Annotated in this window: 11 protein-coding genes; all 11 read left to right on the forward strand. The window is 68.1% G+C overall.

Annotated elements, in window-relative coordinates; translation table 11 throughout:
- The first annotated feature begins 64 nt into the window (after positions 1-64).
- The 11 genes from holA (at position 65) to tldD (ending at position 13,341) form a co-directional block, all read left to right on the forward strand.
- Entirely contained in the window at positions 65-1,108 is a 1,044-nt protein-coding gene (gene holA / locus A0W70_RS05745) for a DNA polymerase III subunit delta (protein ID WP_067561339.1), read from the forward strand.
- 18 nt (positions 1,109-1,126) lie between these two features.
- On the forward strand, positions 1,127-2,410 hold the full coding sequence (locus tag A0W70_RS05750) for a glutamate-5-semialdehyde dehydrogenase (protein WP_067561341.1): 1,284 nt from the start codon (positions 1,127-1,129) through the stop codon (positions 2,408-2,410).
- Between the two features lie 32 nt (positions 2,411-2,442).
- Positions 2,443-3,066 carry a nicotinate-nucleotide adenylyltransferase gene (gene nadD, locus A0W70_RS05755; RefSeq protein ID WP_067561342.1) on the forward strand — a complete coding sequence of 208 codons (624 nt, stop codon included), beginning with the start codon at positions 2,443-2,445 and terminating at the stop codon, positions 3,064-3,066.
- A complete protein-coding gene (gene rsfS / locus A0W70_RS05760; RefSeq protein WP_067561345.1) occupies positions 3,056-3,430 on the forward strand; it encodes a ribosome silencing factor in 375 nt (124 codons plus the stop codon). The genes nadD and rsfS overlap by 11 nt, the downstream gene beginning before the upstream one ends.
- A 330-nt stretch (positions 3,431-3,760) precedes the next feature.
- Positions 3,761-4,228, forward strand: a complete 468-nt coding sequence (gene rlmH, locus A0W70_RS05765; protein ID WP_067561346.1) for a 23S rRNA (pseudouridine(1915)-N(3))-methyltransferase RlmH — start codon at positions 3,761-3,763, stop codon at positions 4,226-4,228.
- Between the two features lie 3 nt (positions 4,229-4,231).
- Complete coding sequence (locus A0W70_RS05770) at positions 4,232-4,837, forward strand: Maf family protein (protein WP_067561353.1); 606 nt, start codon at positions 4,232-4,234, stop codon at positions 4,835-4,837.
- Positions 4,838-5,131: 294 nt separating this feature from the next.
- Positions 5,132-6,646, forward strand: coding sequence for a ribonuclease G (gene rng, locus A0W70_RS05775; protein ID WP_067561355.1), 1,515 nt, complete (start codon positions 5,132-5,134; stop codon positions 6,644-6,646).
- Between the two features lie 25 nt (positions 6,647-6,671).
- Positions 6,672-10,619, forward strand: a complete 3,948-nt coding sequence (locus tag A0W70_RS05780; RefSeq protein WP_067561357.1) for a YhdP family protein — start codon at positions 6,672-6,674, stop codon at positions 10,617-10,619.
- 2 nt (positions 10,620-10,621) lie between these two features.
- Positions 10,622-10,981, forward strand: a complete 360-nt coding sequence (locus A0W70_RS05785) for a hypothetical protein (protein WP_067561363.1) — start codon at positions 10,622-10,624, stop codon at positions 10,979-10,981.
- A complete protein-coding gene (locus A0W70_RS05790; RefSeq protein ID WP_067561364.1) occupies positions 10,978-11,814 on the forward strand; it encodes a carbon-nitrogen hydrolase family protein in 837 nt (278 codons plus the stop codon). The genes A0W70_RS05785 and A0W70_RS05790 overlap by 4 nt, the downstream gene beginning before the upstream one ends.
- A gap of 78 nt (positions 11,815-11,892) precedes the next feature.
- On the forward strand, positions 11,893-13,341 hold the full coding sequence (gene tldD, locus A0W70_RS05795) for a metalloprotease TldD (RefSeq protein WP_067561365.1): 1,449 nt from the start codon (positions 11,893-11,895) through the stop codon (positions 13,339-13,341).
- Positions 13,342-13,500 lie beyond the last annotated feature (159 nt).

Genomic DNA, 13,500 nt, shown 5'->3' on the forward strand with positions numbered 1-13,500 from the left:
GGAGCGGGGTAATCGCCCACGGGGCTGTGCGGCGCTACACTGTGTGGCCACGCCCGGAGGGCCGATGCAGCTACGCTACGACCAGATTGCTACCCAGCTCGCGAAAGGGCTCGCACCGATTTATGTCGTCACCGGCGATGAGCCGCTGCAGCACGTCGAGGCGGCGGACATGATCCGCCGCACGGCGCGTGAGCGGGGCTTCGGTTCGCGCGAGGTCTTCGATGCCGGCAGCGACTTCGACTGGAGCCGGCTCAGCGAGTCGGCCAACAGTTTATCGCTGTTCGCCGAGCAGCGCCTGGTGGATCTGCGCCTGCCGGGCGGGAAACCCGGGCGCGAGGGCGGCGCCGCCCTGACGGCCTGGGCCGAACGGCCGCCGGAAGACAACGTATTGCTGCTGACGCTGCCGAAGCTGGAACAGCAGGCGCGTCGCGGGCGCTGGTTCAGCGCGCTGGAAAAAGCCGGGGTCGTGATCCAGGTCTGGCCGATCGACCCGGCCCAGCTCCCGCAGTGGCTCGATAAGCGCATGCAGGCGCAGGGCCTCAAGCCGAGCCGCGAGGCGGTCGCCCTGCTCGCCGCGCGGGTCGAGGGCAATCTACTCGCGGCGGCCCAGGAGATCGACAAACTCCTCCTCCTGGGCGGGCCCGGCGCGGTCGACGCCGATCGGGTCGCGGAGGTCGTGGCCGACTCGGCGCGCTGGTCCGTGTTCGATCTGAGCGACGCCCTGCTGGCCGGCTCGACCGCCCGCGTCGGCCGCATCGTCGCCGGCCTGCACGGCGAGGGGACCCCGGAGCCGGTGATCGTCTGGGCGTTGCAGCGCGATCTGGCGCTGCTCGCGGATGGGGCCGAACGGGTGGCCGCCGGCATGCCGGCCGCGCGGGCGGCGGACGCCGTCGGTGTATGGAAACGCCGCCAGCGTCCGTTCGCCCAGGCGCTTGGGCGCATGGACGTCGCGGGATGGCAGCGGCTGTGCGCTCGCGCGGCGCGTCTGGAACGTCTCGCGAAGGGCGCGGCACAGGGCAGTTTCCGGGACGAACTGCTAGAATTGGCACTCACCGCCGCGGGGGCGCGGCGTACCCCGCTGTCGCCCTCGCGTGTTGTTGCACCGTAACCGCAGAGCGAGTCGAGCATGAGCGCACCCGCCGAGGTCGCCGCACCCGACATTCACGAGTACATGGCGTCATTGACGGCCGCGGCGCACGCGGCCGCGCGCGCGATGGCCCGTTCCGGGACCGCCGAGCGCAATACGGCGCTGGAAGCGATCGCGCGGGCGCTGGACAGCCGGCGCGAAGCGCTTGCGGAGGCCAACGAGCGCGATCTCGAGGCCGGCCGCGCGAATGGCATCGACGCGGCGACGCTGGATCGGCTGACGCTCACCGACGACCGGATCGACGCCATGATCGCCGGCCTGCGCCAGGTCGCCGCATTGCCGGACCCGGTCGGCGCCATCGATCATCTCCAGCCGCGGCCGTCCGGTATCCGTGTCGGCAAAATGCGGGTGCCGCTGGGCGTGATCGGGATCATCTTCGAATCGCGTCCGAACGTGACCGCCGATGCGGCGGCCCTGTGCCTGAAGGCGGGCAATGCCTGCATCCTGCGCGGCGGCTCGGAGGCGCACCACTCGAATCGTGCCATCGGCGATTGTGTCGCCACCGGTCTCGCCGAAGCGGGCCTGCCGGGTGAGGCCGCGCAGGTGGTCGCCACCACCGATCGGGCCGCGGTCGGTGAACTGCTGGCGGCCGAGGGCAAGGTCGATCTCATTATTCCGCGCGGCGGGCGCTCGCTGATCGAGCGGGTGGCGCGCGATTCGCGCATCCCCGTACTGAAGCACCTCGACGGCATCTGCCACGTCTACATCGACGGGGCGGCCGACGCCGAGCGCGCGCGGGCGATCGCGGTCAATGCCAAGACCCACCGGCTGGGTGTCTGCAATGCCATGGAGACGCTGCTGATCGACCGGGCGGTGGCGGACGCGCTGCTGCCGAAGATCGCCGTCGCCATCGCCGGGCACGGCATCGAATTGCGCGGTTGCCCGACCAGCCAGGCGATCGTGCCCGAGATGGTGCCGGCGACCGAGGCCGACTGGGATACGGAATATCTGGGACCCGTACTGGCCGTGCGTGTGGTCGACGGCATCGAGTCCGCGCTGGAGCACATCGCGGCGCACGGCTCGCACCACACCGACGCGATCGTCACCGAAGACTGGTCGCGGGCCCAGCGGTTCCTGCGCGAGGTGGATTCCGCTTCGGTCATGGTCAACGCCTCGACGCGGTTCGCCGATGGTTTCGAGTACGGCCTCGGCGCCGAGATCGGCATCAGCACCGACAAGCTCCACGCACGCGGCCCGGTCGGGCTCGAGGGCCTGACGACGCAGAAGTACGTGGTCCTGGGCGAAGGCCAGATCCGCACATGAAGGGCGCGCAGCCCCTCCGGCCGGGTGCCTGAATGCGCCGCATCGGCATCCTCGGCGGCACCTTCGACCCGATCCATTTCGGCCACCTGCGCCCGGCCGTCGAGGTACGCGCCGCGCTCGCGCTCGACGCCATTCGGCTGCTCCCGTGCCGCGTCTCGCCGCTGCGCGACGAGCCGGCGGCCGCGCCGGAGCATCGCCTCGCCATGCTCGACGCCGCCGTCGCCGGCGAACCGGACCTGATCGTGGACGGCCGCGAACTCGATCGCCCGGGGCCGTCGTACACCGCGGATACGCTGGCCGAATTCAGGGCGGAGTATCCCGACGATCGCCTGTATCTGATCATGGGCGGTGATGCCTTCGCCGCCTTCGACCGCTGGGACCGCTGGCGGCAGATCCTCGCCAGCGCCCATATCGTCGCCACGTACCGCCCCGGCGCACCGCCGACCGCGCCCGAACCGGTGCGCGATGCCCTTGTCGATGCGCCGCAAGGGCTTGATGAAACGCCGGCCGGCCGGATCTGGATCCAGCCGGTCACCCAGCTCGACATCAGCGCCACCGCCATCCGCGGGCTCGCCGCCCGTGGCGGCGATCTGCGCTACCTGATGCCCGAATCCGCACGCCACCATCTCGAGGAACATCGACTCTATGACGCGTGAACAAGGTCCGTCGCCCGAACCGGGCGCCATTGCCGAGGTCGTCCTCGCCGCCATCGACGAACTCAAGGGCGTCGATGTGCGCACGCTGGATGTACGTGACCAGACCTCGATCACCGACACCATCATCGTCGTCAGCGGCACCTCCCAGCGCCACCTGAAATCGCTCGCCGATCGGGTGCTGGAGCGCTCCCGTGAGGCGGGGATCAAACCCCTCGGTATCGAGGGCGAGCGCGGTGCGGACTGGTATCTCGTCGACCTCGGCGATGTGGTGGTTCACGTCATGAGCCGCGAGAAACGCGACTTCTATAACCTCGAAAAACTCTGGTCGATGCACGTGGACGACTCGGCCGCCGGATCGGGGTGAGCGATCCGGTTGCGGAGAATTCCGGCGCCGTTTTGTTCACGCAGAGCCGCGGAGGGCGCGGAGTATAGTCAAAATCGCCTCTCGCCAGGCACGCCGAACTCGCCCGGGAAGTAAGGTAAAAACCAGACGTAGGCCGGCTTGCGACCGAAGGGAGCCAGCCGGCGGCTGGGACAGATTTTGTCGAGGTGCATGCCGGCTGTTGCCTTCGGCAAAAGCCGGCCTACGGTCTTCTTTCGGACTCTTCGCGTGCTCCGCGGCTCTGCGTGAGAAAACGCCAGCGCCGGACCTGTCCGACGAGACCAATCCAGCCCAAAGAACATCGGAGCCCGCATGCGTTTTCATCTCGTTGCCGTCGGTACGCGGGTGCCGGACTGGGTGGCCGAGGGATTCTCGGACTACGCGAAACGCCTGCAGGGCGGTGCGCGGCTGGAGCTGCACGCGGTGGCGGCGGCGCGTCGGCGCAGCGGAAGCGAGCCGGAGCGGGCGCGCGCCGAGGAGGCCGAGCGGCTGCGCGCGGCGGTGCCGGGGCGGGCCTATCGGATCGCGCTCGATCTCGGCGGCCGCGCCATGAGCACGGAAGGGCTCGCCGAGCGCGTCCGCGAGTGGAACCGGACCGGCGACCAGGTCGCATTCCTTGTCGGTGGCCCCGATGGGCTCGATCCGGCCCTGGTCAAAGAAGCGGACGAGCGCTGGTCGCTGTCACCGCTGACGCTGCCCCACGCGCTGGTGCGCGTTGTCCTGGCGGAGCAGCTGTACCGCGCCGTCTCCATCCTCCATAACCAGCCGTACCACCGTTGAACCATGCCGGAGAAACGCGAAATCGTTGATCTGCTGCTCGCGTCGCGTTCACCGCGGCGGCGGGAATTGCTGGACCAGGTCGGTCTGACTTACAGCGTTCTCGACCCCGATGTCGACGAAACGCCCGAATCGGGCGAATCGCCGCAGGCGCTGGTCGAGCGCCTCGCACGAGCGAAGGCCCGGGCGGGACGGACCGCCGCGGGGGGGCTGCCGGTGCTGGCGGCCGATACCGCGGTGGTGGCCGATGGCGTCGCGCTGGGCAAACCGGCGGACGCGGCCCACGCCCTGGCCATGCTCGAACGCCTGTCCGGGCGGAGCCATGAGGTCGTCAGCGGCATCGCCGTCGACGCCGACGGTGCCATCGCCAGCCGGGTCGTCGAGTCGATCGTCACGCTGCGCCCGACCACCGCCGCGGAACGCCGTGCGTACTGGGCCAGCGGGGAGCCCGATGGCAAAGCGGGCGGGTACGCGATCCAGGGCCTGGGCGCCGTGTTCGTCGAACGCCTGGAGGGCAGCTATTCGAACGTGGTCGGCCTGCCCCTGTTCGAGACCCTGGCGCTGCTGCGTGACCATGGCGTCGATCCGCTTGCGCGTTATGTATCCTGTTAGGGCTTTACCGTAAGCCGGTTCGCGAGCGAAGGAGCCGCCAGCCGGCGGACCAGGCCACGGCCCTGAACAGGTTCTTGCCGGTTGTTGCCTTCGGCAAAAGCCGGCCTACGATCCTTGGCCCTTGGCCCTTGGCCCTTGGCCCTTGGCCCTTGGCCCTTGGCCCTTGGCGCTGCCGCCTGCCGCCTGCCGCCTGCCGCCTGCCGCCTGCCGCACGTTTCTTGAGCGCAACGGACCCTGCGCCCGATAATCGTGGCCTGAATGCAGCACCCGCCATAAGCCACCGGACCCCGGCCCATGAATGAGGAAATCCTGATCAACGTCACCCCGCAGGAAACCCGGGTGGCGCTGGTCGAGAATGGTGTACTGGCCGAGGTCAGTATCGAACGTGCGCGCCGACGCGGCATCGTCGGCAACATCTACAAGGGCCGCGTGGTGCGTGTGCTGCCGGGAATGGAGGCGGCCTTCGTCGACCTCGGGCTTGAGCGCACGGCCTTTCTGCACGTATCCGACGTCGCGGGTGCCCACAAGACGGCGGCTGCCGTCGCCGGCAGCGAAAACGGCGAGGAGCCGCCGGCGCAGCCGATCCCCGCGGGCAACGGCTATCCGCCCATCCAGGACCTGCTGCGCGAAGGCCAGGATCTCGTCGTTCAGGTAATCAAGGAGCCGCTCGGGACCAAGGGTGCGCGCCTGACGACCCACCTCACGATCCCCTCGCGCTACCTGGTCCTGATGCCCAACGATGCCAATGTCGGTGTCTCGACCAAGATCGAGGAAGAGGTGGAACGGGTCCGGCTGCGCGAGCTGGTCGAGAGCCGCCTGGAGGCGGAGCCCGGCTGGGGGTGGATCCTGCGCACGGCGGCCGAAGGGGCGTCCGAGAGCGCGATTGACACCGACATGCGCCTGCTCGCCCGTATCTGGCGGGCCGCCGAGGAACGCGCTCGTCATTCGAACCCGGGCACGCTGGTGCATGAGGACCTGCCGCTGGCGCTGCGGACGCTGCGCGACATCGTCGGCGGCGGTATCGACCGGATCCGGGTCGATTCGCTCGAGGCGTTCGAGCGCATGCAGCGCTTCGCCACGGAGTTCCTGCCGGAGACGACGGAGCGGATCGAGCATTACGGCGGCCAGCGGCCTATCTTTGAGATATACGGCATCGAGGATGAGATCCAGCGGGCGCTGGATCGCCGTGTGCAGCTCAAGTCGGGCGGCTACCTGATCATCGATCAGACCGAGGCGATGACGACGATCGACGTGAATACCGGCGCGTTCGTCGGTCATCGCAATCTCGAAGAAACGATCTTCAAGACCAATCTCGAGGCGGCCCAGGCGATCGCGCGGCAGCTGCGGCTGCGTAACCTGGGCGGGATCATCATTATCGACTTCATCGATATGGCGGAGGCCGAACACCGGCGCAAGGTCCTGGGCGCGCTGGGCAAGGCCCAGGAGAACGACCACGCCCGGACCCAGGTCTGCGATGTGTCAGCGCTCGGACTGGTCGAGATGACGCGCAAGCGCACGCGCGAGAGCCTGGAGCACGTGCTGTGCAAGGCCTGCCCGACCTGCGGTGGCCGCGGTTCGATCAAATCGCCGGAAACGGTCTGCTACGAAATCTTCCGCGAGATCCTGCGTGAGGCGCGCCAATTCGATGCTCGCCAGTTGATGGTGCTGGCGGCCCAGGAGGTGGTGGATATGCTGCTCGATGAGGAATCGACCAGTCTGGCCGAACTCGAGGCATTTATCGGCATCCCCACGCGCCTGCAGGCCGAAGCCCTGTACGCACCGGAACAGTTCGACGTCGTCCTTGTGTGATGGGGCGGCGTGACCGGGGATCGATATGAGGAGTGGTTGGGGGCGTCTGCGGCGGTGGCTCGGCGGGACGGTCGCGTTCGCCCTGATCGCGGCGGCCGTGCTGTTGACCGTCCTGCGTCTCGCCTTGCCGTTCGCGGCCGAATACCGGGCCGAGCTGGAGGCGCGCGTTGCCGACTATCTGGACACGCCCGTGTCGATCGGGTCCATGGAAGTCGAATGGCATGGTCTGGGGCCGCGCCTGCGGCTGGTCGATCTGCGGCTCGAAGGGCCGCCGCCCGCGCGCCAGCCACTGCGTTTTGACGAGGCGTTCGTCGATATCGGTATCGGGCCGGGTATCGGTGGCGAACTGCCGATGTTCATCCGCAGCATGTCGCTGGTCGGCCTGAATCTCGAGATCGAATTGAATGAGGATGGGCAGCTGGCGATGTTCGGCCAGCGCGTGCCGGTCGAGGAAGTGATTCCCAAGGGGGAAACACCCCCACCGTTTGTCCAGCGCATCGGCGGCTGGCTGTTGGGCACTGGCCGTCTGCAACTCCTCGACGCATCGATCGATCTCGTCTCGGTCGACGGCGACCGCTCACGGATATCGGATATCGATCTCCGTCTTGCCAATGATGAAGATCATCATCGCGCCGCGCTGTCGATGCAGCTGCCGTCCGAATGGGGTGAATCGATTGACGCGGTCTTCGACGTCACCGGTGCGGAAATCGGCGACTGGGCGCAGTGGGAAGGCCGCATCTGGGTCGATGCGCAAAACGTCGAGCTGCGGCGCTGGTCGGGGCTGTACCCCGAGCTGCCGATTCACGTGCGCGACGGGCGCGCATCGTTCGCCACCTGGATCGATTTCGGTAACGGGCGCCTCGGGGAGGTCGCGCTGCACGGCGATAGCGACAATCTCGCCGTTGCCGGAGGGCCGATGGAAGTGCCGGTCGCGTTTGAACGCCTCGCGGGGCGCTTACGCTGGCATGGCCAGTCGGGCGGCGACTGGCAGCTCGATGTCGGTGACCTGAAGGTCCGGCGCGGCGGCCGGGCCTGGCCCGAATCCGGATTCAGCGTGGCCCGCGAGTCGAACGGCGACGGGGCACGCTGGCGCCTCGGCGCCGATTTTCTGCGGATCGAGGACAGCCTGGCCCTGGCGCGCCTGACGCCACTGGCCAATGAATTGCCACGGAAGCTTCGGCCACTGGCGCCGGGCGGGGACCTGTACGATCTGCAGGCGGCTGGAGCGGCCTCCGAACCGATCGCTCTGCGGGCCCGGTTCGAGGACGTGGACTGGACCGCCACCGGTGATATTCCCGGCGTCCGTGGTGTCGATGGAAGGCTTGAGGCGGGTGGCGGCGGCGCGCGCATTGACCTGGCCGCGCGCGAGGCCAGTCTCGACGCGCCCCGTTTCATGGCCGCCCCGCTTGATTTCGCCCGGTTCACTGGCCGTGTCGGTGTCACCTGGCCGGATGACGGGGTTCGGATCCGGGGGCAGGGGTTGCGCGCGGAAAACGCGGACGGCACGGCCAGTGGCCGTGTCGAGGCGTTCGTGCCCGGTGACGGGAGCGTCCATCTGGACATCGAGGCCGGCTTCGACAACGTACCGGTGCCCGCGGTAACCCGTTATATCCCCGCGCGCGAAATCCCCCGGGAAGTCATGTCGGCCCTGGACCGGACCCTGCAGGCGGGCCTTGTCGAGCACGGTGAATTGCGCCTCGAGGGGCGTGCGCGCGATTTCCCTTACCGGGATGGCAACGGGACGTTCACGGTCGATCTTCAGGCGCGTAACGCACGCATCGATTATGCCCCGGGCTGGCCCTCGCTCGATCAGGTGTCAGGGCGTGTGCGCTTTGATGGGCCCTCGATGCGTATCGATGCCGAAGCGGCGCGCCTTTTCGGTATCCGGTCGCGGCGTCTGACGGCGCGTATCCCGGATCTGGAGGAAGGTCGACTCGCCGTGAGCGCCGAGGCCGATGCCCCGATTGCCGATCTGATCCGGCTGGTCAACGAGAGCCCCCTGGCGGACGAGCTGGGGCGGTTGTTCGCCGGCGCCCGGGGTGACGGCGAGGCACCGTTCAGGCTCGACCTGGAGGTGCCGCTGCGCGCGCCCGAGCAGACGACCGTCGCTGGCCGTGTCGCGCTCAGCGGTGACAGCCTGGTGCAGCCCCGTTTCGATCTGGACATGCGCGATCTCGATGGCGCATTGCGTTTCACCCGGCGCGGGGTCGAGATGGACGGACTCGGCGCAACGGTGCGCGGCCAGCGTCTGACGGTGGATGCCGAGGTCGAAGAGGGCCCCGATCCGGACAACGTCATCACCGCGAGCGGCATGATGGAGCCGCAGGCGCTGTTGCCGCACTTGTCCACTGTGCTTGCCGAGTATGTAACCGGCGCCGCGCCATGGCGTATCAATATCCGCATCCCGTCGGGCGATGACGAGCCCATTATGCTGAGCGGTGATAGTGCGCTGCGCGGCACCGCCATCGATGTGCCGAGCCCACTCGGCAAGGCGCCCGATCAGGATCGTCGACTCGCGTTCTCGCTGCCGCTCGAGGACGACGCGCCTCGCGTCGTGCGTCTCGAGTACGGTGACGAGCTGCGCGCACTCGTTGAACTGCTGGAGGGCAGGGACGATGGCATCGTGTGCGAGCGCGCGGCGGTGCATTTCGGCGATGGAGCGCCCCGGCTGCGTAAGGAACCCGGGCTGTATATGGACGGCACGCTCAGGCGGCTCGATCTGCGCGGTTGGGCGCGCACCCTCATCGCCGAGGCGGGCGGGGGAACATCATCGTCCGCCGCGTCACGACCCGCTGGCGCCGACGGTTTCCCGGGCGCCCCCGGATTCGGAGGTGCCGACCTGGACGTGCAGGCCGCCCGCTACGACGCGTACGTGTTCTCGGATGCACGGCTGAGGACCCGACGCGAGGGCGGGGACTGGCTGGTGGAACTCGACAGCGACGAGGTGAGCGGCCAGACGCGGATCCCCGCCAATGTGGGTGCCGGTGAGCCGATCCGCGTCCGCTATGACTGGATCGATCTGGGTCTGCTTGCGCCTGAGGGCGGGGTGGAGGCGGCCGCCGCCCAGCAGACGGAGGAGGAGACCGGTTTCGATGGTGTAGACCCCGCCAGCATGCCCCCGCTCGACGTGCGCATCGATCGGCTGAAGACCCGTAATGCCCTGCTGAACGATATCACCCTCGTGACCAGTCCAACGTCGGATGGGGTGACGATCCATCGCGTCGGATTCGATAACGAGCATCTGCGGCTCGAGGGCCAGGGGCGCTGGCGCGGTGATCCACGTTCAAGGACCTCCGTGCGTCTGCAGCTGCGCAGCGGCAACTTCGGTGCGGGGCTGAGCGGCATCGGTTACGGTGGTGCCCTGGTCGAGGGCGATGGCGAGGTGACAGCCAATCTGGACTGGAATGGCCCGCCCTGGGCGCCGACACTTGAGAATCTCGAAGGGTACGCCCAGCTCCAGCTCGAGGACGGCGTGATTCCGGAAGTGGATCCGGGCCCGGCGCGCCTGTTGGGTCTCGTTTCGCTGCGAGCGCTGCCGCAGCTGCTGTCCATGGATTTCGGCACTCTCGTTCAGCGCGGTTACGCCTTCGATACCATCAATGGCCGCATCGATTTCGATGGTGGCAACGCGTTCAGTCGTGGCCTTGAAGTCGATGGGCCCGTCGGGAAAATGATCATTACCGGGCGGACCGGCCTGGTGGCGCGGGACTATGACCAGACGGTCGCGTTTCAGCCGGAACTGTCGAGTTCGCTGCCGGTAATCGGCGCTCTGACCGGAGGACCGGTTACCGGGCTTGCCGTCGCGCTGGTGCAGGGCGTGCTGCGCAACATCGGTGCTGATGTGGAGGAGGCCAGCGAATTCCGTTACAGCTTGACAGGCACATGGGCCGATCCCAAAGTCCAACTGGTGAACCGGGCACCCGAAAACACGAATACCTATGAGCCATCGCAACCGGGCCGCCAGGGCCGATGAGGATGGCGCGCAACCTTCCGCGTATACTCTCGGGGATCGCCTTGCTCGGTGCCATGCTGTCGGTGCCGGCTACGGCGGTAGCCGATTCCTGGACCCTGGAAGCCAGCGCCTGGGCGCGACCCCGTGACGGCCGCACGGTCGTCACGATGGCGCCGTTGCCCTCGGTCGTCCGCGCCTGGTCGCGCCGCAGCAATGCCCAGCTGGTCGTTCGTTATGCGGGGGGCGAGCGCGGCGAACTGTGGGCCACCGAGCTCGGCGACTGGCTGGTCGCGCTGGGGGTTCCGGGGAGTGCAATCACGCTGACCCCCGGCGGTCGGCCGGAACGCCTTGAACTCGAGATCACGGAGGGCGACGGGACATGAGCGAAACGCGGATGGCCGCGATCCAGATGGCGTCCGGGTCGAACGTGCTGGCCAATCTCGATGAGGCCGGGAATCTGATCGCCGCGGCGGCCGCCGATGGCGCCAGCGTGATCGGTCTCCCGGAGAACTTCGGCCTGATCGGCCAAACCGAGAAGGCCAAGCTGGAACACGCGGAGGCGGAAGGCAGCGGTCCGCAGCAGGACTTCCTGGCGGCAACGGCCGTGCGCCACGGGGTCTGGCTGATCGGGGGCTCGCTGCCGATCGCGACCCCGGGTGGCGAGCGCGTGCGGCAGCGCCTGATGGTCTTCGGTCCGGACGGTGCCTGTGTCGCGCAATACGACAAGATGCACCTGTTCGATGTTGAGCTGGACAACGGCGAGACCTATCGGGAGTCCTCGGGGATCGAACCCGGCGATGCCGTTGTGACCGTCGATCTGCCGATCGGACGGCTGGGATTGACGATCTGCTACGATCTGCGCTTCCCGGAGCTGTACCGCCAGCTGCTCGACCGGGGCGCGGAGATTTTCTTCGTGCCCAGCGCCTTCACCAAAGCGACCGGTCGGGCCCACTGGGAAGTCCTGTTGCGTGCCCGTTCGATCGAAAATCTCGCCTGGACGGTTGCGCCGGCCCAGGGCGGATACCATGTCAGTGGACGTGAGACCTGGGGACATACGATGATCGTCGATCCCTGGGGCACGGTCGTGGCCGAACGCGCCAACGGCAATGGTTTCGTCGCCGCCGATTTCGATCGCGCGCGCCTGGAGGCCACGCGCCGCCGTTTCCCCGCGACGCGCCACCGTCGTCTCGCCAGCGGTTCGCACGAACCGCGATAACCCGATCGCCGGGATGGCGCCAGTGGCGCATGCCCGGCGACCAGACCACCGCATCCGTACTGTCGGATGGAGGAACCCATGACCGACGCTGCACTCGATATCGCCAGCGAGCACCTGCTGGCCCCGGCCGGCCTCGAGACGAACGCGCTCGGGCGCGTCCTCGACGGCCTGCTCGGCCATGCGGTCGACGCGGCCGACCTGTACTTCCAGTCCGCACGCCAGGAATCCTGGATCCTGGAGGATGGCATCGTCCGCGAGGGCAGTTTCGATGTCGACCGCGGGGTGGGCGTGCGCGCGATGGCCGGAGAACGCACCGGCTTCGCCTACTCCGACGAGATCGCGCTGCCGGCGCTGGAGCAGTCGGCCCGCGCCGCCCGTGCCATCGCCCGGGCCGGCCAGGACGCCGCCGTACCCGCATGGCGCGGCGGCGGTGCACTGGCGCTGTACCCGTCCGACGATCCCCTGGCGACGCTGACGGACAGCGAAAAGGTCGAGCTGCTGATGGCCTGTGACCGCGAGGCGCGGGCGGCCGATCCGGCAGTCAAGCAGGTCATCGCGAGCCTGTCGGGCAAGCACGAGGTGGTGCTGGTGGCCGCATCCGATGGGACGCTGGCGGCCGATGTGCGTCCGCTGGTGCGCCTCAACGTAAGCGTGATCGTTGAACGCGACGGCCGCCGCGAGCAGGGCATGGGCGGTGGCGGCGGCCGCCATGGCTACGACGTGTTCGTCCAGCAGGGCCGTGCGCGCGAGTACGCCCGCGAGGCGGTGCGCCAGGCGCTGGTCAACACCGAGGCCGTCGATGCCCCGGCCGGGACGATGCCGGTCGTGCTCGGGTCGGGCTGGGCCGGTGTGCTCCTGCATGAGGCGGTGGGTCATGGGCTCGAAGGCGATTTCAATCGCAAGGGCACGTCCGCGTTCGCTGGTCGTGTGGGCGAGCGTGTGGCCGCGCGCGGCTGCACCGTGGTGGACGAGGGTTCCATCGATGGTCGTCGCGGCTCGCTCAGTATCGACGACGAGGGCACCGCGACGCAGTGCACCACATTGATCGAGGACGGCATCCTGACCGGTTACATGCAGGACAAGATGAACGCGCGCCTGATGGGGCAGCGCTCGACCGGCAACGGCCGGCGCGAGTCCTATGCCCATCTGCCGATGCCACGCATGACCAACACCTACATGCGCGCCGGCGACCGCGACCCGCAGGAGATCATCGAGTCGGTCGATCGCGGCCTCTATGCCGTCAATTTCGGCGGCGGCCAGGTCGACATCACCTCCGGTAAATTCGTTTTCTCCGTGTCCGAGGCGTACATGATTGAAAACGGTCGCGTGACAAAGCCGGTCAAGGGCGCGACCCTGATCGGCAACGGCCCGAGCGCGCTGCACCAGGTCTCGATGGTCGGCAACGACCTCGAACTCGACACCGGCATCGGTGTGTGCGGCAAGGAAGGCCAGAGCGTCCCCGTCGGCGTCGGCCAGCCCACGCTCAAGCTTGATGCCATTACCGTGGGTGGTACGCAGAGCGGGTAAGTCAAAAGCGGTACCACGAATGAACACGAATGGACACGAATGGCTGCCGCAGGGCCCCGTGAGGTTACAGGAGCTTCGCTGAGGTCATGGAGGTCTTCGAGGTGGTGATGAAAACCACAGATGAACACAGATGGATACAGATAAAAGTCAAATGTGGTA

This window comes from Halofilum ochraceum, assembly GCF_001614315.2.
In the GTDB taxonomy this organism is placed as follows: domain Bacteria; phylum Pseudomonadota; class Gammaproteobacteria; order XJ16; family Halofilaceae; genus Halofilum; species Halofilum ochraceum.